Source organism: Lysinibacillus sp. OF-1 (assembly GCF_028356935.1).
Taxonomy (GTDB): Bacteria; Bacillota; Bacilli; order Bacillales_A; family Planococcaceae; genus Lysinibacillus; species Lysinibacillus fusiformis_D.
This window is the reverse complement of the sequence record NZ_CP102798.1, coordinates 742,156-764,783: the sequence shown is the minus strand read 5'-3', so window position 1 is coordinate 764,783 and position 22,628 is coordinate 742,156. Positions and strand designations below refer to the sequence as shown.

Sequence of the window (22,628 nt, the reverse complement as noted above, 5' to 3'; positions counted from 1 at the left end):
ACTCCCCTCAAGCATTTTTCCTTCTTATTTTCCCCATCTCATGGCTACGGCACCCCATGTTAAGCCGCCACCAAAACCAACGAGGACTAATAAGTCATCCTCTTTAATCTTACCTGCTTCGAGCTCATCTACCAAGGAAATACCAATAGATGCTGCTGAAGTATTTCCATATTTATGAATCGTTTTTGACATTTTTTCAGGTGGTAGCTCTAATCGCTCACGAGCAGATTCCATAATTCGTATATTTGCCTGATGCGGCACTAAAAAATCTACGTCTTCTTTTGTTAATCCTGCTTTCTTTAACACATTAACAGCCGATTCACCCATTTGACGTACAGCAAACTTAAACACTTCACGACCATTCATTGTAATCGTGTCTTGCTGTGTTAAATAAAGGTTTTTACCGCCTGTACCATCAGCACCAAGTTCAAATGATACAATACCTCTGCCTTCAGATACTGGCCCAACAATGGCTGCACTAGCACCATCACCGAATAAAACAGCTGTATTACGATCCTTCCAATCAATGACTTTCGACAGCTTTTCTACACCTACTACTAAGACATATTTATAAGTATTTGCCTCTACAAAGTGCTTCGCTGTCACTAAGCTATATATAAATCCTGCACATGCCGCTGCTTGATCCATCGCCGCCGCATTCACTGCTCCGATTTGTTCCTGAACCATACATGCTACACTTGGAAAAGTTTGATCCTGTGTGACAGTTGCTACAAGTATTAAACCAATTTCCTCTGGCGTAATACCCGCTTTTGCAATAGCTTCTTTAGCAGCTGCTACTGCTAAATCTGAAGTTTCCTGATCCTCTGCCGCAAAATGACGTTCTTCAATGCCTGTTCGAGTTCGAATCCATTCATCTGAAGTATCCATTATTTTTTCCAAATCAAAATTTGTAACGACCTTCTCAGGAACATATTTGCCAATTCCTATAATACCAGCGTTCATATAGCAACCCCTCAGCTTTCTTACTATCAATTATTAGTAACTGGTCATAATTATAACGCATACGAAAGGAAGGACGCAAGATGATTTAAAATTAATGTGTTTTGGACGTGGTGGAGATTTTATTTTTGGTGAGGGCTGACTCTTTATTAGGTTAGGCGAGAGTTTTGGCATTATCGTCATTTTTAAGCGGGTGAACTTCTACGTCATAGTACTGTTCACCTTTTTATGAACGGAGTGTCTTACTTAGGGGCGCTTTCTACTAGCTCTGAGCCAAGTCCCTACTATAATTAGAGCGCTTCTTCACTCGTTACGAGCAAAAACCCTAATCGAGACAAATTCCCCTGACTCTTCTTCATTACAAAGCACACACTAACTTCCTATCATTAAACATCAGCATACCTTCTGCAATCAAATGCTACGATATACCGTTGAATATAAATTGCAGATCCTCGTATTTGTTGTGACAAATTCGCCATGTTTCACATAAAAGGTTCATTTTTTTTCGATTTATGTTATGATATGATAATGAATATGAGTAAAACCTTATAATGAAAAAAGTTCGGTTGAGGTGAAATTAATGCAATATATCGTAACGTTCATATGGTCATTCCTACTAGTTTCTATGTTAAACTACGTAGTCAGCTCTGTACTTGGTGTACCATTTGATTTTAAAACAGGGGCAATCGTTTCTGTTGTATTCTCCATTCTAATCTTTATTATTGGAGCAATCATTCCAAACGACCCTACACCAGAAGCTGCAGACCATCATTAATTTATCTAGAAAAAACCTGTTCAGCACATTGCCGAACAGGTTTTTTCTGTTATTTTTCCACAACACATTGACCATCACGCATTTTCACATGCAAAGTTTCTCCTGGTAAAACCTCACCACGAAGCAGTTCTCTAGCTACTGCTGTTTCGATATGTCGTTGTACAAAGCGTTTTAATGGTCTCGCTCCAAACTGAGCATCCGCTCCTTGCTGTACTACCCAGTCAATAACCTCTTGCTCGACAGATAAAGTAATTTCCTGTTCTGCCACACGTTTAATCAGTTGCTCCACGTACTTCCAAGCAATCGCAGTAAAATGCTTTGTAGATAAAGCATGGAAAAAGATAATGTCATCCATACGGTTTAATAATTCTGGTTTAAAATGTTGGCGTAGGGCCGTCATCACTAAGTCTTCAACAGCATTATCGCCTTCTTTTGCCTCCATTAAATAACTAGAGCCAATATTGGATGTTAGAATGACCACTGTATTTGTAAAATTCACCATACGTCCCTGACTATCTGTAATGCGGCCATCATCTAAAATTTGTAATAAAATATTCGCCACATCTGGATGTGCTTTTTCAATTTCATCTAGGAGGACCACGGAATATGGATTTCGGCGTACAGCCTCTGTTAATTGTCCGCCCTCCTCATAACCTACATAGCCTGGAGGAGCACCAACGAGACGAGACACACTATGTTTCTCCATGTATTCACTCATATCAATTCGAATAAAGTGATCTTCTGCATCAAATAACTGCGCAGCAAGTGCCTTAGCAAGCTCAGTTTTACCAACACCTGTTGGACCTAAGAATAAAAAGCTCCCAATCGGACGATGTGGATCTTTAATACCTGCACGTGCACGCCATACAGCTTCTGTTACTAATTGTACTGCTGTGTCTTGACCGACTACTCTTTCATGTAATGTATCCTTTAATCGTAGAAGTTTTTCACGCTCTCCTTCTACTAATTTTGTTACAGGAATTCCTGTCCAGCGGGAAACGATCGCAGCAATTTCATCTGCCGTTACTTCTTCACGTAAAATGCGGGATTCTGCCCCATTTTCTAACTGTTTTTCGAGTTCCTGAATTTCCTTTTCTAATGTTGGGATTTTGCCATGGCGTAATTCCGCAGCTTTATTTAAATCATATTTACTTTCTGCTTCATCTAAATCACGACGGTATTTATCTAATGTTTCCCGTTTTTTCTGAATGTCGTGTAACATTTCTTTTTCTGCTTCCCATTGTTGGCGCATGCCCTCTGAGGATTCTTTTAATTTTGTTAATTCCTCACGCAATTGCTCTAGACGTTTTTTACTTGCTTCGTCCTTTTCCTTACGTAATGCCTGTTCTTCAATCTCAAGCTGCATAATGCGACGTGTCACTGCGTCTAATTCCTGTGGCATCGAATCAATTTCTGTACGAATCATCGCACAAGCCTCATCAATTAAATCAATTGCCTTATCAGGTAAAAATCGCTCTGTAATATATCGGTTGGACAGTTCTGCTGCCGCAACAATTGCTCTGTCATGAATTCGTACTGCATGATGTAATTCAAAGCGTTCTTTTAAGCCCCGTAAAATGGAAACCGTATCCTCAATCGAAGGCTCACGTACAAGAACTTGCTGGAATCGTCGCTCTAAAGCAGGATCTTTTTCAATGTACATACGATACTCATCTAGTGTTGTAGCACCAATACAATGTAGTTCACCGCGTGCAAGCATAGGCTTGAGCATATTCCCTGCATCCATAGCACCGTCTGTTTTGCCTGCGCCGACGATGGTATGAATTTCATCAATAAATAAAATGATTTGTCCTTCTGAATCTTTCACCTCTTTTAACACACCTTTTAAGCGCTCTTCAAATTGGCCACGATAGCTTGCCCCTGCGATTAAAGCACTCATATCTAGCTCATATAACACACATTCTTTCAAGCCCTCTGGCACATCGCCTTTCACAATACGCTGTGCTAAACCCTCAACAATCGCTGTTTTACCAACTCCTGGTTCACCAATTAATACAGGATTATTTTTCGTTTTGCGTGTTAAAATACGAATGACATTTCGAATTTCCTCATCACGCCCGATAACTGGGTCCATTTTGCCGTTTTTAACTTCTTCAATCAAATTTCGTCCAAATTGCTCTAGTGGTTTTTTGTTATCTGTTTGTTGAAATTGCATAGCTAGCACTCCTTTACCATCATGTTTCTTATCATTGTTATACCCATTCTTGTTCTTTTAAAAAGTTTGACCTTTTTTGACTAACTTTATTTTACATCAATCGACATTGCTTCGCAAAGAAATCGCACTAAAATTTTTTCACGGATTATGGAAATTTACGTTATAATAATGATATGTTTCTATGTTTTAGTATCGAAAAATCCACTATCCTTTTGTAATAATTGCCGTTTATTACAAAAAGAAAGCGATGTGTTGGAGATATGGTTTTAATGGATAATATGTTTGAAAAAATGAAGGATCTATTTCAAAAGCATGGTGTTTTTATCAAAGTGAATAAAGGAAATAAAATTTTTCTAGAGGGTGAACGGGCAAAAGAAATTTATTACATCCAATCTGGTGTGATTTCGATAAGCCAAGAAACCGAAACTGGCAAGGAATTAACTATTCGTATTTGTGGTCCTGACAGTATAATTGGAGAGGGGTCATTATTTTGTAACCTAGTCTATAATTCCATGACTGCAAAGGTATTAGAGCCTTCTACGATGTATGTGTTAAGTCGTAAATCATTGGAGCATTTACTAGAAGATCAGCCTACTGTTATGGTGGAATATATAAAGTGGTTGCAAACAGAAAACTTAAAGCATCAAAGTCGTTTGCGTGATTTAGTGTTAAATGGTAAAAAAGGTGCTTTATTTTCAACGCTCATTCGGCTTTCCAATACGTATGGTAAACCTTTAGAAAATGGCTCAATTTTTATTGATTTCCAGCTAACAAATACAGAAATTGCGAATTTGTGTGCAACAAGTCGTGAAATGATTAATCGTATGTTGAATGATTTAAAAAAACACGACATTATCACCTTTGATAAAGGCTTTATTACAATTCATGATTTACAATTTTTAAAAAATGAAATTGCTTGTGAAAATTGTCCATTACAAATATGCCGTATCGATTAATTTCGTTACAAACGAAATCCCTGCCTATAAAATATAGCAGGGATTTTATCGTGTTGAAAAACAAAACCATCCATAGCATTTTTGTGAAAGGTGAAAATGGATTTCCGTTGCAGGCTACTTGCTTTCCTGTGGGCGAGCGCCGAGTCGCTTCCTCCGTGCAGGGGCTCGCCTGTCTCGCTATCCCACGGGAGTCAAGTAGCCTTCCACTCCAATCCATAAAAATGTTTCTGTTTAGCAAAGATCTTCAAATAAAGTGAAGGTATTCATTACTCTTTATGGAGGGTGTTGTCACTCATCACTTCTCCACATTGACAATAAGAGGCTATCCTTTCTCTAATCATACAAATACGGCTCGTATGAAAGATAAGGAAAAGACATTTTTGCAGAATGGTTGATTGGAGTGGAGCCAGCGTCACTCCTAGGGGATTGAGTGAACTGACCCCAAAAATTTGAACTTTTAAGAAACTCTTCGAAACTCAACTGGACTTTTTCCGTTGAGTTTTATTTTTATCCGTTCATGATTGTAGTAGTGGATATAGTCTACTAACGCTTTTTTGAATGCTTCGTAGTTCTTAAACGTTGTTGCGTATAGAAATTCTGATTTCATAATGCCAAAAAAGCTTTCTATCACGGCATTATCTAAACAATTTCCTTTCCGTGACATACTTTGCTTGATTTCATGTGTTGCCAATAACGCTTTAAAACGTGGTATTTGATATAACCATCCTTGATCAGAATGGACGATTAAGCCACTCTTTTTCGATAACTTTGTATACGTAAACGCCTTCTTAAAAGACTGTTGAACTAACTCAAAATTAGGTGATTTTGATACCTCATACCCAACGATTTCTCGATTGAATAAATCTAATACAGCGGATATATAGATTTTTTGACCGTTTATTTTAAACTCCGTTACATCGGTTACCCATTTCTGATTGGGTGCAGTGGCTTCAAAATCACGTTGGATGATATTCTCTGCGACATAGCCGACTGTCCCTTTATACGAACGGTATTTTTTAGGGCGTACCGTCCCTTTTAAGCCCAATTCTTGCATCAATCGTTGGACCGTTTTATGGTTGATGAAAAACCCTTCATTTCGGAGGGCTAAACAAATACGACGATAGCCATAACGCCCCTTATGGTAATGAAAAAGCGTCTGAATTCGTTCTTTGATCGCCTGATATTTATCTGGTTTTACCCATTTTTGGAGATGATAATAATACGTACTTTTCTTAAGTTTCGCGACTTTTAATAGAGCTTGAAGAGGAAAATCCAACCTTAGCTCATCAACAGCTCTTACTTTTTCTTGGATTTGAAGGCATCCTTTTCTTGAACTAAGGCTTTCAACTTTTTTAAATAGGCATTTTCCATCCGTAAATACTCAATTTCCGCTTTTAACTCATCCGTTGTTTTTCCATTTAAATCAGACGAAGGTGGTTGTTTTTTTGGCATTGATTGGCGCTCCTTTTCTACTTGATAGAGCACCTCACCAGCCGTTGACATCCATTGTTTTTTCCATCTCCGAATGGTTTCACGGGAAGGAATATTAAACTTCGCAGCAGTCTGAAGGAGCGAATCGCCCGTCTCTATCAGGTGTTGAATTACTTTTATTTTAAAAGAATCTTCGTAATTCGTGAACCCTTGAGGACGAATAATTCCTTCGATGCCATGATAGCGATATAATTCAATCCATAATCGAATGTACTGTTGATCCCTCTGTAATCGATTGGCAATCTGATACGTACTTTCTTTTTCTTCAAAGTAAGCTAGAACTGCGGCTAATTTTTGTTCATCAGAAATCACTACCTGCACCCCCTATAGTACATTTTTAAGTCCAATATTTTGGGTGCAGCTCATAGCGTCACAGTTGAGACTCTGGAGCGAACGCAGTGAGTGAAGCGGCTCATCGGACGCCCCTTGGAAAGGACGCTGGCGGAACGGAAATCAACCCCTCGCCTTGCTAAAGGTTCTTTTTCTACTATGAACATCATCTTTTTTCAACAACATGAAATCCCTGCCTATAAAATAAGCAGGGATTTTTAATGTTGCAATTTTAGCGTACGCCTAATGCCATTTTTGCATAGCGTGACATTTTGTCTTTTGACCAAGGTGGATTCCATACAATGTTAACATTTGTACTTTTCACTTCTGGAAGTTCCCCTAATGCCGTATTCACCTGATCCACAATAACTGGCCCAAGTGGGCATCCCATCGATGTTAATGTCATCGTAACAGTTGCTACACCTTCATCATCTAAATCTACATCATATACTAAACCTAAGTTGACGATATCAATCCCAAGCTCAGGGTCAATTACATTTTCTAAAGCACCAAACATGCTATCTTTCATATCTTGATCCATTCGTATTTCTCCTTCCATCATAGTGTTAACCTTATCATAGCAGATGCATCCTGTTATGCCAAATGCTGTGCAAGCCAGTCTGTTGCTGCTAGCATACCGTCACGTGGAACTGCATGTCCTGCCTTTTTGTTCACCATAAACTTTAAATATTCAGGGCTTGCTTGATAGTATTCCCGTAATGTCTCATAAAATTTATACGTTTCATGGAAAGGTACTGTTTTATCTAATTCTCCATGCCAAAAGAAAACCGGACGACCTGCGAATTTTTCTGGCGTTAAACTAACATCATATTTAGCTAAGAGCTCATTCACTTTTTGGACATCTTCCTCTGACATCGGCCAATTGATACCGCTTTTTGCAAATTGCTGCAATTGATATTCACCTAATTTAATAAAACCTGGTGCACCCATACATATTGACGCTGTTTTTATCCAATCATAAAGTTTTAAACAGCCGGAGGTCACGATGCCGCCCATTGAAGTACCTGCTATGCCAATATTATGACTGGCCAATAAATTTTTATTCCTTAATTCATCATATAATTGTTGCACTTCATGAATAGAATTTAAAACAATATCCCAAAATTTCAAGTTCATTTGTATTTCTGTAAGGCCTTCGCTACGGTCACCATGAAATTTTGCATCCGGTAATAGGACACGCACCCCCTTATGCACCAATTGGTATGCATAGTGTAAGTTATGTTCTTTCGCGCTCATAAAGCCATGCAAAAAAATCACTACTGGGGTTTCTTCATTCATCTTGTCTGTATGTATATGTAATAAAGGAATATTTCCCCACACTTCTTTTTCTACAAACATTTTTGTCACTCCCAACTATTGTCTCATCTTTATGTTAGCAAACTTTTTTCACTGTGACAAAATTTTGACGAATGAAAGACAAAGAGATACTATTCAAACTATAGGAAAGGGGCAACGAGCTATGAAACCGCATTTAATCGTACTAGACTTAGATGGTACTTTATTAACAGACCAACAACAAATCTCAGCAAAAACGAAAAAAACATTATTGCAGGCTAAGGAATTAGGGCATCAAGTGATGATTGCAACGGGGCGTCCATACCGTGCAAGTGATCTTTATTATCATGAACTTGGGCTCACTACACCCATTGTCAATTTTAATGGCGCATATGTACATCATCCCAAAAATGTATCTTGGCAACATATGCACACACCGATTGATTTAAGTGTTGTACATGATGTTGTTGGATCCATCAATAGTTACGAGTATGAAAATATTATCGCTGAGGTAAAAGATGATATTTATGTACACACAGAGGACGATCGTATCTTAAATATTTTTAATATGGGTAATCCCAAAATCACACTTGGGGATTTATACACACACCTCTTGGAAAATCCCACAAGTTTATTAATTCAAGCAAATGAAGCGAATTCGGTCATTATACGTGACCATTTACAGGCGGTGCACGCAGAAGTTATTGAGCATCGTCGATGGGGCGCGCCACTTCATATTATTGAAATTGTACGTCGCGGCTTAAATAAAGCTGTGGGTATTGCGCATGTGGCAAAAGATTTAGGTATTCCACGTGAGCGTATCATCGCGTTTGGTGATGAAGACAATGATTTAGAAATGATCGAATATGCTGGACTTGGTGTAGCGATGGGGAACGGTATTCCAAGTCTTAAAAACATTGCCAATGAAATTACAGCAACAAATAATGATGATGGAATCGCAAAAATCCTCATTGAACGCTTGAAATTATCATAGTTAAGTAGTAAGTTCAAGTTAACATTCCATTTTTACCAGTTTAACTTTATTCAGTGGTACCCCTTCCATTTACCTTAAGTGAGTACCGACTGAATAAAGTTAAAAATACTTGATGAGTAAGTTGAAATTAGGGGGACAAGAGAATGAAGATTTTTACGGATAGTGGATGCGATCTACCGAAGTCTTACTATGAAGAAAATGATGTCGTGTTACTCCCTTTACGAGTGCAATTGAACAACAAAGAATATGAAGATGTCATTACGATTGATTCCAAAGAGATTTACGATGCCATCCGCCAAGGTGCTCAACCAAAAACATCACAAGTGTCACCTGAGCTGTTTTTAAAGCACTTTGAGGAACTAGCTAAAAATGAAGAAGAAGGCATCTATATTGCCTTTTCATCGGAATTATCCGGCACATATAGTACTGCTCAAATGATTCGCAATCAAGTATTAGAGCAATATCCTTCATTAAAATTAGTCATTATCGACTCTAAATGCGCTTCACTAGGACATGGTCTAGTTGTAGAGGAAGCAGTTCGCCTTCGAAATATAGGGGTATCCTTAGAGGATATGGCCTCTAAAATGAGTGCATATGCACCTCAGATGGAGCATTTATTTACAGTAGAAGATTTAGATTACCTTGCCAAAGGTGGTCGTGTATCCAAGGCCAGTGCCTTTTTAGGTGGTCTTCTGAGCATTAAACCTATTTTAAATGTAGAGGATGGCAAGCTGATACCTATTGAAAAGTCACGTGGTCGTAAAAAAGCACTTAATCGTATGTTAGATTTAATGCAGGAGCGTGGCGGAAGCTTTACGGATAAAATTGTTGGTATTAGTCATAGTGATGATGTGGCCTTTGCCAATGAAGTAAAGGCTTCTATTCAGGAACGTTTTTCTCCTCAAGCTGTTCAAATTACTATGATTGGCTCTGCAATCGGTTCACATGTAGGACCAGGCACTATTGCAATCTTCTTTACGAACAAAAGCTATCAAGGCTAATAAAAAGCATGTTAGGATTGCTCCTAACATGCTTTTTCGTTGTGCTATGGTTGTTGGACGTCTTGTTCTTGACGACGAACTTTTCCTCGTTTAATGATGATAACAACAAAGCCGATAAAGATTACCCACACTAAACCAAGGGCAACCATGTAGGGCATGTTTAAGCCTTCATCATTGCGAACCTGATAAATCTCAACCATTTCTCGGTCTAAAATAACAGGATAAACCTCTTTTTCATTTATACGAACTTTTTCCTCATGTAAAATTCCGTTCAGCATTTTCCCTTCACCAAGTTGCGCTGGTGTTAAGTCCACACGTTGCGTTTTGCCTGTATTATTCACCATAATTACCCACTTTTCTTCGTCAGAGGTACGTGTGAAGACAAGTAGGCCATTGTCATTTGTAATTACTTCAAAATCACCTTTACGTAAAGTTGCAGATTGATTACGTAAGGATTGAACATTTTTAATATAATCAATCAATTCTTCGTCTGTTTTAAAGTTATACAACTGATGTGTATCTGGTTTTGCTTCCCCATTCATGGCGATTTCTGTACCATATTGTACAACGGGAATCCCAGGAAGCATAAATAAAGCACCCATCGCCATTTTTAAGCGTGTAGGCGGAAACATATTTTCAGTCGCAGAATCGAATGTAAAACGATGGGTTTCAAGTGAATCCACCATAATCTGTGTCGGCTTCTCTCCTGTAAAAGGCTCCATTAATTTAGACGAATCCATATCCACGTTTTTAAAAATATTACGATAAATATCCGCTGTTGCTGGTGAGAAGGTTGCATCAAAATCAGCATCACTTTCTTCATTAGCAATCACGTAAAGAGATGCTTTTGTCTCTTTTAATGCTGCAATCATCGCATTGACAAACGCTATATCAGCCTCTGCAATATTCGTTAAACGAATACCACCAACATCATATGTAGAAACAAATTCAGTGGCTGATTGAATGAGCGCCTCTTGCACAGCTTTGTTCGATAAATCCCATTGTACTTGTCCATTATTCGTAGAAGCAATCCAGTCAGCTTTTGATGAGTCCTTTGCCCATTCATGATTTGGACTCACATTATTGAGCGGGAAATCCACCATGATGGACATATTTTTAGCTTTATAGGCTTCTACAACACTTTGGAATTCTTCTGTTGTTCCAAAATGACGTTCGATTGTCGTGTAGCTTGTAAGTAGTGATCCATCATATTTCTCTGTAGAAAAAATAGGACCAATAGAAACAATTGTAAAACCCATCTCACCAATAAATTTTAGCTTATCTTGCAGACCTGTAAAATCGCCTCCTGCAAATTTCGAAGGGTCTTTCGTATTTGTATCAAAATCGTTTGTGCCCGAACCATTAAAGAAACGGTCAACGAGTAAATCAAAGATGCTTTCTTCTGCTATCGATGTTGTCGCTTTTTCATCCGCATGCGCTACTGGTGTAGTACTTACGAATGAAGTTGCTAATAAAAGTGATGCAGCCGTCGCACTTATCCACTTCTTAAATTTCACTGTTATTCCCTCTCTTTCAAACCAATCCATCGTCATTTTACCAAATAACACTGTCACGTCGCTATCTTTTCAAAAGATTTTACGAAAATGCGAAATGAATTAGGGCAAAAAGGTGTCAGTTCTCTCGTATTCACCCTTTTAGCAAAATAAAAGCCGTGAAGCAAATACTTCACGACCTTTAAGAAATTATTATGCTAGGAAATTAATGTTTAATGGTAGCTTAAAGCCTAAGAACAGCGTGATAAATAGGAATACTGCGAATAATGCCCAAAACATCCCTGTTGGTTTGTTTTTCTTTTGACGCACTAATACCATTTCCATCATACCAATTACTAAAATACCGAATAAAAATTTCAGTCCGTACATCATCGGGTCTCCAGCCTGATATTTAAAGAATAATGCCCCACCTGTGATGATAATTAATACGTAGAATAGACGTAAAGCCATATGTAAGCCCTTTGATTGCTTGCCCATTAGTGCAGCGATTAAAAAGATAACAATAGCAATAACCCACGTAGTAATATGCAAATGCGTTTGGCTAGTTAAAAAACTCATGTTTGTCCCACCTCATTCATTTTCTATCAAACTCTATCCTACCATGCGATGGAAAGGGTTTCAAACATTACAACAGTGTTCACATAATTTACATCAATTATAGCTCGACATCTCACAGCCTATCGAGTGTAGAAAGAAAAAATCCGCGGAGTAAAGACTCACGCGGATGGTTATCGTCATTATTCAAAATGGTTGACTAATGTACCAATGCCTTGAATAGATACTTTTACTGTATCCCCAGCCTTTAAGAACTGTGGCGGGTTCATCCCTTTTCCAACTCCTGCAGGCGTACCTGTTAAAATAACATCTCCTGGCTCTAATGTTACATGTTGAGATAGAATAGATACTAAGGTTTCAACAGAGAACATCATATCCTTCGTAGAACCGTTTTGGCGTACTTCATCATTGACCTTTGTCACCACTGTTAAGTCTTGTGGATTTGGAATTTCATCCTTTGTCACAAGGTATGGTCCAAGAGGGCAAGTACCTTCCAAGCTTTTACCTAAGAAAAATTGTTTATGCTTGTCTTGTAAATCACGAGCTGATATATCATTAGCAATTGTATAACCAAATACATAATCAAATGCTAAATTTTTAGGAATATTTTTACCACGTTTTCCAATAACAATCGCTAGCTCACCTTCATAGTCCATTTTGGAAGAAAGGTCAGCATGAATGGAAATTGTTTGTCCATCCGCTGCAATAGCAGTTGGTGATTTTGTAAATACCATTAAATCTGTTGGTGCTGCTTCTGCACCCATTTCTTTGGCATGTTCATCATAGTTTTTACCGATACACATAATATTTTTGGGTGTACGCGGAATTGGTGAAAGCCACTCGATATCTGTAAATTCACGTTTAAAACTATCGGCACGATCTGATTTTTCTGCTGCTTCTACTAATTTACGAATCTGTTCAACGAAATCAAAGCCTAAAGCAATGCCATCCACAATTGAACTTGAAAAAGAAGGGAGAACTTGAAGTTCATTTTGAATAGCGAGTACATCCCATACCGCTTCTTCTTTTTTTACTTTTGGTCCAAAGCTTACATGTCCACCTAATTTGAATGATAAAATTTTCATGATTTTAAGAGCTCCTTCTTTTTTCTACATAATACAACAATATGATAGAAATTGCCTTACTTTTGCGACAATAATTTTATAAGTTGTACTATCTTCATAAATTATGCATGTGAAGAGGCATATATTAACGTGATTCCACGTTTTGCTTATACGTTAATTTACGCCATATCGCCTCTAATGGTCCTTGTTTCCACTTAGATAACCAAACTTCAGCTAGGATCATTTGCACAACAATAATGCCGATAGCAATTAGTACCCCTGTTTCCACAGTGACTTTACCGTACCAGCCAAAGCCAAATTGGTAGAATAAACAAGTACCTATAATAGATTGAAGAATATACATCGTTAAGGACATACGACCAATTTTAGCAAAAGGACTAAGTAACTTCGGTACAATTGGCACTAAGCAAAGTAACACAATGACCCCGATATACCCTACTGCTAAAATTGGACCACCTATGTATACCTTTAAATAATCTAGTAAATATGTTCTTGTAAACATAATTGGTAAACTTTTAACACCGATACCAATGACCAACCCCGTGATCGCTAATGTCAGCCAGAGCCATTTCAATTCTTTAGCTCGTTCTACTAGACGCCATTTTGACGCTGCAGCACCTATTAACATATACGGTAAAATAGTGAACAGTGCTGCAAACCACATCCCTATGCCTGCCTGCGTCGATAAATCTGTTAAGCGTTGCATAAAGGCATCTACCCAATTGCCTGTACCATAAGCCGTAATAGCCTTCTCTACAGATACGATATCTAAATAATCATCTACCTTGGTATTAAAAAGAATAATTCCTACAACGAATAACATAAAAACTTGCATTAAACCGTTAATAATAAATGCACTAGCTACTAACCAAATAGGACTAAAGCGTAGGAATAGCACTAAAAAAACGCCACAGAACGCGTACATCATTAATATATCGCCCCACCAAATCAGCACAGCATGTAGAAAACCAAAAACAAACAATACAGACAGTCTGCGAAGACCTAGTGTGTAAAAATTTTGTTCACGGCTCTGTGCTTTTTGCCACTGCATGGCAAGCCCATAACCAAATAGCATTGCAAATAATGGGTAAAAGCTTCCCTGCACATATATGTCTATATTTTTTTGCCAAACGATATCAGATGGTGTTGTAAACCACGATGCCAAATCAATATGCGGCATTGGCAAATAAAAGGTATACATATTTACAAGTAAAATACCTACCAAACTAATGCCTCGTAAAATATCTAATGTTGCCATTCGTTCCTGCAACATGGTCGGTTTTGACTCCACGAAATAGCCTCCTCTTGACTAAATGCTATGGTGCAAGCAAGGCAAAAAAGGCTTGCCCTGCTTTGCCATAACAAGTTCTTTATGCCTGTACGGCCTGTTCATTATCGAATAAATATAATACTTTATCGCTCACATTGATGTGTAAAATTGATTCAATGGCCTCACTATAAACACGAAGCTGTACAGCATAACGATTTCGTATTTCCTTTGTCAGGGCAGGCTCCTGTGCAAAATGTGGCAGGATACGGTCAGTTTTATAATCTAGCAAGACCCAATCGCCATATTCATCTTCAAATAAGCAGTCAATGATCCCTTGTACAATTTGAGCATCGCCATCTTCATCAACTCTACTAATGGTAAAGGGCATTTCCCTGCGTATTTGCTTTGCCTTTTTGAACCGCTGCCCTATTTCTGTCTCAAAAAAATGAAAAATCTTCGCTAGTGGAACCATTTTTCCCTCTGCCTCAGTTAACAATTGTCTCGCCACTAAATCCTCTACAAAATCCTTCACATCTTGGATTTCAACAAAGCCATACTGTGGGACATGCTGCATCACTGTATGCACAGCTGTTCCAATTTCAGCACCTGTTAGCTGTTGTTCCTGTAAAAAGGCTGGTCGAGGTGCAATGGAAGTAGCTTTTTGCTTGGCAGGTGTGGCAAAGTAAAATTCAGGTTCCGCCTGGCGCTGTAAGTTTTCTAAGCGCTTAATCTCACTAACAGACGTTTTAGAACGTTTTTTTGTAGACCTTTGGTAGGCGTACTGCGCTTGAAAGCGTGACGTAATTTCATCTAGTAATGCCTCGTCCTCTGGCATCGTGAGCCATTGTTGTACTTCTTCATCCATCGCATGTATTTCATATGAATAATGGCTTGTGTTGATCGCTTGTACCGACCAGCGTGAATGATCTTCTAACGCCTTATAAGAAGTGGTAGCAACTGTAGTAAAGTCTGCATGCCTTGCCACCGCTGGTCCTACCCAATCCAAATAGCTATTAGCTCTTGCTCGCAAATATTCCTGTAGCGGCGCATCTATCGGTAAACTTTGTGCATCCTGCCAGTTGTCACGTGTTTTCTCCCAATTCTTCACAGAGCCCACTAAAATTAGGCGTTCCTTCGCACGAGTCATGGCAACATATAAAACACGCATTTCTTCTGCACGCATTTCCAGCTCTTTTTTTTCTTTTAACGCTAAAAACGGTAAAGATGTATATGTGATGCGATTTTCTGGGTCAATAGCCTTGACAGCGAGTCCAAAATCTTGGTCGAATAAATAAGGTTGATGAAAATCCATTTTGTTAAACGGGCGTCCCATTCCTGCAACAAAGACTACTGGATACTCTAATCCCTTTGAGGAGTGAATCGTCACAAGACGCACAACATCGTCCTTTTCGCCAATTGATTTTGCAGTACCTAAATCATCCCCACGCGTACGCATTCGATCAATAAAGCGGAGAAAGCGGAATAGTCCACGAAAGGCCGTTTTTTCATACATTAATGCACGGTCATGTAAGATGCGTAAATTCGCCTGACGCTGCTTACCATTTGGCATTGCACCAACCATTTCATAATAATGCGTATCTAAATAAATCCTCCAAATTAAATCGGATAATGATCCACGACGTGCTAAATCTCGCCAGTTTTCGAAGGCCAGCATAAAGCGTTGAAGCTTTTCAAATGTAGTTGATTGCACGCCATGCCCTTCGCTACGAATAAATTGACGTAAAGCATCATAGAACGGTACCTTCTGATCGGCTAAACGAATTTTTGCCAACTCATTTTCCGTTAAACCAACAAACGGTGCACGCAGTACAGAAGCTAGTGGAATATCCTGATAGGGATTATCGACTACCTTCAAGACATTTAACATAATCATCACTTCGAGCGCATCAAAATAGCCTTTAGATGACTCAGCATAGAGTGGAATCCCTGCCAGCTTAAATTCCTCCACTAAATCTGTCGACCATGTCATGGAGCGCATTAAAATCACAATATCACTATACTTTAATGGTCGCTCAGACTTCGTTTTCGTATCATAAACAGTTGTCCCATCTTCCATCATCAGTCGTATACGATCAATGATAAAGCGCGCCTCATATTGTGATTTTTTCAATTCTTCTAGCTCTGTAGTAGCTTCATTGCCCATTTCCTCAAGCTCTTCTGTTGCTTCCTCATCCTGTGGCGGATGCATCACTACAAGCTCAACAGGTATTTCTTTTTCATCATAAGGTGCTGCTGGCTTTAATGATGCATTGTCATCATAAAGAATCTCACCAACACGCTCTCCCATAATTTGTGCAAATACATAGTTTGTAGCATTCAACACTTCTTTGCGACTACGGAAATTAGCATTTAAATCAATTCTCATTCCCGTTACATCAGGCATCTCCAAAAAATCACTATATTTTCGCATAAAGAGCTTCGGTTCAGCTAATCGGAAGCGATAAATACTTTGCTTTACGTCTCCAACCATAAACAGGTTGCCATCCCTCTCTTCCCCTGTTTTGACAAGCTGCAAAATGGTTTCCTGTAGCATATTCGTATCCTGATATTCATCCACAAGTACTTCTTTAAAACGTTTTTTCATATCTAATGCAACTGGCGAAGGCTGAAGTTCACCATCTATTTCTACTGTCAAAATTTGTAGCGCATAATGCTCTAAATCTGAAAAATCAATGATTCCCCGTTCTAGCTTAGCTAGGCGGAACTGTTCACTAAAAGTAGCGGTCAGGTCTACTAATGTGGCAATTATTGGCGCCATTAATCGTATTTCTTCAAGTAGGCGTGCAGGTGTACGAACAAAATACGTTTCTTTGATTTTATTCATTATTTTTTTAGCTGCTTCTCTTTTTTTCTTCGCAAGCTCCTGTAACTCTACATCTACTAATGCATCTTTGGATACTCGTTTTAACGTAGACCATTTGACCATCGCAAAAAATTCAAATAGCTCCTGCCATGTACCGTTTTGGCTAATTCGAATCCCTTCTTGAATCATGGCAAAATCAACTTCTGCCGTTTCAGCATAAGGAGCCGGTCCGTCTGGCTGTAATGTAATCGCCCGCATTTCTGAAATTAACACGAAGGCTTCTTCCAAACTATGGCGAACGGTCAATTTAACATATTGAGAAAGCTCTAGATCATCAATCGTTACATCCTCTGCTAACTCGTATACTTGAGGAAGACTCCATAGCCATTTTTGAGGCTCTGCATGTACACGTGACGTATCATATAGTTTACTAATCAGCGTTTCGATTGCTTGATCATCACGATCCGAAGTAAAGCTATCAACAAGGCGATAAATAGCCTGTACTTGAGCCTCATCCTCAGCATCATAGGCATCTTCTAGAACATCCGTTAATACATCATCTCTTAATAAAGCGATTTCTGCTTCATTGGCGATACGAAAGCCTGGATCTATATCAAGCAAGTATGCATATTGCTTCACAATGGCTAAACAGAACGAGTGCAACGTGGAAATTTGCGCTTTATTGACAAGGCTAAGCTGGCGTCTTAAGTGATTAGATGTTGGATTTTCTGCGATTGCTTTTTCTAATGCCTCTGACATACGATGTCGCATTTCAGCGGCTGAAGCATTCGTAAAGGTCACTACCAATAGTTCATCCACATTGATAGGATTCTCGGTAGCAATGACTTTTTCAATCATCCGATTAATCAGTACTGCTGTTTTCCCAGACCCTGCCGCGGCTGAAACAAGTGTGTCTTGACCACTAGCATAAATCGCCTTCCATTGATCATCTGTCCACGTGACATCTGCTGGCTTAATAGGAATTGTTTGTGCCATGCTACTCCATCTCCTTCCGAATTTTATCAACAATGTCATTCGGCTTCGCTTGCGCCAACTGACGATAGCTTTGTTTACCATCTGAAGGATCAAATTGACAAACCGCGGCGAATTGACAGTAATCACATGCTGTTTTGGCTTTTAATTTATAGGGGCTAATGGCTGTATCACCAGATAAAATGCCATTCCCTGCTTCCTGATGTTTACGTCGAACGAAATGTTGTAACTTTTTCATATCATTGACAGGAACAATGCGTGATTGTGATTCAGACGGTGTCCCATCCTTTTTCATATATACAGGAATAATTTTTGAGTGCCCACTACTTTCTTCTAATTGCTCGTCCATCGATAAAATCGCCTCAGCATTTTCTGACAGTAGGCCCTTCATTTTATATTGCTTTAATCGATCTTCCTCTATTTCACTATCTGTTAAATCCTTATCTAGCTTTAACATTGGATTATGGACATGGACATACAGTACTCCAGCTGGTTCAGTTTGACCAGGTAGCCAATAAGAGCTATTTTCCATTGCTACATCTAAATACGTAAGGACTTGTAAGGACAATCCATAATAAACCTCATTTAAATCCAGATCTCGAGCTGATGATTTATAGTCGACAACCCGCAAATAAGAACGATCATCGATTGTTGCACTATCCACTCTATCAATGCGTCCTCGCATAAACATTTTCTTGCCGCTAGTCAAATCGATTTCAAGTGGTGGTAGCTGTTCATGCTGCCCTGGACCAAACGACGCCTCAATAGCAATAGGCTTGAAATGGGACACATTAGCATGCTGTGTCAGTGCAGTCATTGTGCGCTCAACAATGCGAATAAGCTTACGCTGAATATAGCGATAACGAGCACTCGACAATAAAATTTGATGTGAAAAGACAGGCACAATTTGCTCTACTGCTTGTCGTGCTAATTGTTTAATTTGCTGTGTTGTTAAACGAATCCATGATAACTGCTGGCGATGTGTTTCTTCTGTAATCCACTTTAATGCCTCGTGGAATAAATCACCCATCGCAAAGGTTTCAAGTCGGTATTCAGCACGTTCTTCTAAACGTAGACCATACGTAGTGAAATGAGAAAATGGACATCTAAAGTATTTCTCGATTCGTGACACACTTGATGTTAACTTCTGACCATATAATTCCTGTGTAATATATGTTTCAAGTGGCTCAGCTTCATTTTTATGGGTAATCGGATAGAGGACACGCTCAAAAATGAGTGCCCAATACGGATCTTGTTTATAAAATTTTTGTAATGCTAGCCATTCTGGTGCTAGTTCACGGCTATGCTCAGCTTGACGTAACTGCACCATCAGATGCGCTAAAGCCGTACGAGGGTGGCGTAAATAGGGTAAAACATCTCCGTTAAGTAATTCAATGGGATCCATCACCACTCGCTCAATGACAACTTCACTTAATAAACCAGCTGTTTTATCATTGCCAATCATTTTCTTGATATAAAGAGAGGATAGCAGTGCCTTGCCCTCTTCATCTGCCGTAGGATATGTCATATACAGCTTGTCAGATGGTGTTGTAATAGCACGGTAGAATAAGTAATTTTCCTGTAATAAACGATTGGTGGAGGTTGGTGCAAGCTCGTAGCCAATTTGGCTAAACCATTCTCGCTCTGTATCTGACAATAAACCCTCATATTCCATTCGAGTTGGATAAACACCATCATTCATACCCACTACAAAAGTAACTTTGATATTAGACAATCTGGCTAAATCAACAGTAGCGACCATGACCTCATCTAAGGTCGGCGGAATGCGAGAAAATTCTAGCGTATCAAACCCTTCATCAAGAATTTTAGCTGCTTCCTCCAAAGTCATTTCTTGCTCCCCAAACATATAGACGAATTGGTCAAGAACACCAATCCATTCGTTCCAAGCTTGCTCATGTTCACTCGCTGCTAATGCGTCACCTCGCTCTAGCTCACGATCTTTCATTGCTTGAAGCTTATCATAAACCTGTAATGACTCCACTAGCTCAAATAATGCAGTCGCAATATCTCTACCCGTTTTCGCACTATCAAGCTTATCTTGTAAATTCTTTAACGGTAGACGAATTTCATCTCGAATAGCCTCGATTTCCGCCTGCATAGCACGTTCCTCATCTGTTTGAACACGCGAATGGAATTCTAATCCACGATACTTTTTATAAAACCAACGTGCCTCCTCAAACCACCGTTCTCCATAGATGCCTTGTGCCAAGCAATAGTTTTCTAATCGATCTGCTCGCTCACGCCAGATGGTTAGCTCAGCATGTAATGGGAAAAATAAATCTGTTTTCACACTACGAAAAACAGGTTCGTACTTCCAAGTAGACGTCATGACCTCTAGTGCAGAACGACTTAGCTCGATTAGTGGATGATGTAACATCGTCTTTTTTGTATTTGTAAAAATAGGAATTTCATATTGTTGGAAAATACTTGTAATAAGTGGATCATATAGCTCTGCTTGTCTATATAAAAGAACTATATCCTGATAACGATAACCGTCTTCTCTTGTCAGCTTTGTTATTTCCCGGGCAATCGCATGTACTTCGGCTCGACGATTAGACGCTTCAAGTACCATCACATCTCCAGAAGATTTTTTCGTTTTGGGCACCAAATCAGTAAATTTAGCCTCCACATGCTGCAAATCTTCAGAATGGAACCTTTTAGTATTGTAAAAATGTAATGGTGCATCAACATCGATGCCCTCTTCATTGGCGATGTCATGCAACCGTTGATTTGTTAAAGCCGCCTCATGGAATAGTGCCTGTTCATCAAACGCTTCATCTGAATGATCAAACGGAAGAACAATGGTTACTTGTTTAGTTACTTTTAACAACTCACGTACTAATTCTAACTCCCGTACAGTGAAGGCGGTAAATCCATCAATATAAATGGTTGCTTGCTTCATCGTATCAGCATACTTCAATTGCTCTGTTAAAATTGGATAATAGCCCTCACTGTCGACATATGTCGTGCCTAGTCGTTCCTCTAAGGCCTGTAACACTACATGTAAATCATTTGCTTTAGCCTGTAAGGTATTTGGAGCATCAATTGCTTTTAATGATTCCGTTACCTCTGCTAAGACTGAGCTATTGACGCTATAGCGGCTAAATTCTTTTAAAAGTGTTTCAATCTCCTCCGTAAAGCCACGTTTTCCTGCTGCTTGTCGAAATAAGGAAAACTCACTTTTTTGTTCCTCTAAAAGTTTACGAATGAGCATTCGATAGCCATAGCCATTCACTTCTTTGCGAGCAATCCCGCCAGTTTCCTGTAAAACCAGCCACGCTAAACGCTTAAACGTCATCACTTGTGCACGGATCAAGCCTTGTAAACCATGCTTATTCGTCAACTCATATTCTGTAGAATAAGACATCTGGTCGGGGACAATTATGAAAATCGGATGTCCCAATGGCTCCGTTTTAAGCTGTTCAATGATCTCCTGATGAATAAATGCGGATTTTCCTGTTCCTGAACGTCCTGAAACAATACGCAATGACATATTCTTTCCCCCTCCTCATTGACTTGCCCATTTTGGGTGAATCTTTTGATGATTTGATTATTTGATACGCTTTTTGAGCATTTCCTTTGCTAGTTAGTTAACGTACCTATATTACAGCAACTTTAATCGTCTATCTTAAATTCTATCGAAAAAAACTAGTAAATACTATCTATCAACCTTCATGTGAGAAGATAATGACACAAAAAAACAGCCTCTTTAAAAATTAAAGAGGCTACAAACAATTGGTTAGCGAGCATGATGATCCTGATTTTTCGTCAATTTTCGCGCTTGCTTCAAATCTCTTTCCACACGAGCGTTCAAGCGCTTCTCTATCAGCTTACCGACCCACCATAAAATTACGATGGCTACAGCAGCAATGACCAATCTGACGGGGCTTGTCAATAACGATTTTAAGTCATAGCCCAACACACTCATGCCTAAAATCATCACGAACTTCCCAGCCAATAAAACGACTAAGTAAAACTTTTTATGAATATGGGATAACCCAGCAACAATATTGACAATAACAGATGGTGTAAAAGGGAAACAAAGGAGGACAAAAAGAGGGCTGATGCCATTCATATCCACCCATTTAATAAGTTTCTGAACCTTTTTACTACCTGTTAAAAATCGTAGCCTTGGATGCTTGCCAAAATGGCGAACAAGCAAGAAGACAGCATAGGAGCCCGCTACAGAGCCTAACCATGATAATAAGAACCCTAACCATAAGCCAAATGCACTTGCATTCGCTACAACAAATACGACTAATGGCAGAAAAGGTAAAAACGCTTCTAAAAATGGTAGCAGTAAACCAATGATTGGGCCAAATGTTCGATATTGTGCCGCAACCTGTTCAATATTTTCTACAGTAAACCATTCACTCAACATCGACAC

Annotated in this window: 17 protein-coding genes; 4 read left to right on the top strand and 13 right to left on the bottom strand. The window is 39.0% G+C overall.

The window, feature by feature from the left end:
• Positions 1 to 24: 24 nt before the first annotated feature.
• A complete protein-coding gene (locus NV349_RS03520; protein ID WP_058844656.1) occupies positions 25 to 963 on the bottom strand; it encodes a beta-ketoacyl-ACP synthase III in 939 nt (312 codons plus the stop codon).
• A 577-nt stretch (positions 964 to 1,540) separates the two neighbouring features.
• On the opposite strand from NV349_RS03520, the gene NV349_RS03515 reads away from it, so the two are divergent.
• The gene (locus NV349_RS03515) at positions 1,541 to 1,735 is read left to right on the top strand and encodes a YjzD family protein (RefSeq protein ID WP_004227469.1); all 195 of its coding nucleotides are present in this window, start codon (positions 1,541 to 1,543) and stop codon (positions 1,733 to 1,735) included.
• Between the two features lie 49 nt (positions 1,736 to 1,784).
• Here the strand turns inward: NV349_RS03515 and NV349_RS03510 are convergent, their stop codons facing one another.
• The gene (locus NV349_RS03510; protein WP_271912423.1) at positions 1,785 to 3,911 is read right to left on the bottom strand and encodes an ATP-dependent Clp protease ATP-binding subunit; all 2,127 of its coding nucleotides are present in this window, start codon (positions 3,909 to 3,911) and stop codon (positions 1,785 to 1,787) included.
• A 269-nt stretch (positions 3,912 to 4,180) separates the two neighbouring features.
• Between NV349_RS03510 and NV349_RS03505 the strand changes: the two genes are divergently transcribed.
• Positions 4,181 to 4,867 carry a Crp/Fnr family transcriptional regulator gene (locus tag NV349_RS03505; protein ID WP_036126671.1) on the top strand — a complete coding sequence of 229 codons (687 nt, stop codon included), beginning with the start codon at positions 4,181 to 4,183 and terminating at the stop codon, positions 4,865 to 4,867.
• Between the two features lie 457 nt (positions 4,868 to 5,324).
• Here the strand turns inward: NV349_RS03505 and NV349_RS03500 are convergent, their stop codons facing one another.
• The 4 genes from NV349_RS03500 to NV349_RS03485 all read right to left on the bottom strand — a co-directional run bounded on the left by NV349_RS03500 (position 5,325) and on the right by NV349_RS03485 (position 8,047).
• Positions 5,325 to 6,179, bottom strand: coding sequence for an IS3 family transposase (locus NV349_RS03500; protein ID WP_249646172.1), 855 nt, complete (start codon positions 6,177 to 6,179; stop codon positions 5,325 to 5,327).
• On the bottom strand, positions 6,164 to 6,670 hold the full coding sequence (locus NV349_RS03495) for a helix-turn-helix domain-containing protein (RefSeq protein ID WP_271912421.1): 507 nt from the start codon (positions 6,668 to 6,670) through the stop codon (positions 6,164 to 6,166). Before NV349_RS03495 ends, NV349_RS03500 begins: the two co-directional genes overlap by 16 nt.
• Positions 6,671 to 6,920: 250 nt before the next feature.
• Positions 6,921 to 7,229, bottom strand: a complete 309-nt coding sequence (locus NV349_RS03490) for a metal-sulfur cluster assembly factor (protein WP_036120908.1) — start codon at positions 7,227 to 7,229, stop codon at positions 6,921 to 6,923.
• Positions 7,230 to 7,282: 53 nt separating this feature from the next.
• Positions 7,283 to 8,047 carry a prolyl oligopeptidase family serine peptidase gene (locus NV349_RS03485; protein WP_249646030.1) on the bottom strand — a complete coding sequence of 255 codons (765 nt, stop codon included), beginning with the start codon at positions 8,045 to 8,047 and terminating at the stop codon, positions 7,283 to 7,285.
• Between the two features lie 121 nt (positions 8,048 to 8,168).
• On the opposite strand from NV349_RS03485, the gene NV349_RS03480 reads away from it, so the two are divergent.
• Positions 8,169 to 8,978, top strand: a complete 810-nt coding sequence (locus NV349_RS03480) for a Cof-type HAD-IIB family hydrolase (protein ID WP_036120914.1) — start codon at positions 8,169 to 8,171, stop codon at positions 8,976 to 8,978.
• A gap of 143 nt (positions 8,979 to 9,121) precedes the next feature.
• Positions 9,122 to 9,979, top strand: a complete 858-nt coding sequence (locus NV349_RS03475) for a DegV family protein (RefSeq protein WP_058843814.1) — start codon at positions 9,122 to 9,124, stop codon at positions 9,977 to 9,979.
• Between the two features lie 44 nt (positions 9,980 to 10,023).
• Here the strand turns inward: NV349_RS03475 and NV349_RS03470 are convergent, their stop codons facing one another.
• The 7 genes from NV349_RS03470 to NV349_RS03440 form a co-directional block, all read right to left on the bottom strand.
• Positions 10,024 to 11,553: an alpha-amylase family glycosyl hydrolase gene (locus NV349_RS03470; protein WP_230593788.1), complete on the bottom strand. Its 1,530-nt coding sequence runs from the start codon at positions 11,551 to 11,553 to the stop codon at positions 10,024 to 10,026.
• Between the two features lie 132 nt (positions 11,554 to 11,685).
• On the bottom strand, positions 11,686 to 12,051 hold the full coding sequence (locus tag NV349_RS03465; protein ID WP_036120921.1) for a YisL family protein: 366 nt from the start codon (positions 12,049 to 12,051) through the stop codon (positions 11,686 to 11,688).
• 179 nt (positions 12,052 to 12,230) lie between these two features.
• Complete coding sequence (locus tag NV349_RS03460) at positions 12,231 to 13,133, bottom strand: fumarylacetoacetate hydrolase family protein (RefSeq protein WP_036120924.1); 903 nt, start codon at positions 13,131 to 13,133, stop codon at positions 12,231 to 12,233.
• A 124-nt stretch (positions 13,134 to 13,257) separates the two neighbouring features.
• Complete coding sequence (locus NV349_RS03455) at positions 13,258 to 14,424, bottom strand: DUF418 domain-containing protein (protein ID WP_101966431.1); 1,167 nt, start codon at positions 14,422 to 14,424, stop codon at positions 13,258 to 13,260.
• Between the two features lie 79 nt (positions 14,425 to 14,503).
• Positions 14,504 to 18,223, bottom strand: a complete 3,720-nt coding sequence (addA, locus tag NV349_RS03450; RefSeq protein WP_271912420.1) for a helicase-exonuclease AddAB subunit AddA — start codon at positions 18,221 to 18,223, stop codon at positions 14,504 to 14,506.
• 1 nt (position 18,224) lies between these two features.
• Positions 18,225 to 21,734 (bottom strand): helicase-exonuclease AddAB subunit AddB, encoded by a 3,510-nt coding sequence (addB, locus tag NV349_RS03445; protein ID WP_271912419.1) that lies wholly within the window; start codon positions 21,732 to 21,734, stop codon positions 18,225 to 18,227.
• Positions 21,735 to 21,980: 246 nt separating this feature from the next.
• Positions 21,981 to 22,619: a TVP38/TMEM64 family protein gene (locus NV349_RS03440; protein ID WP_170829911.1), complete on the bottom strand. Its 639-nt coding sequence runs from the start codon at positions 22,617 to 22,619 to the stop codon at positions 21,981 to 21,983.
• Positions 22,620 to 22,628: the final 9 nt, after the last annotated feature.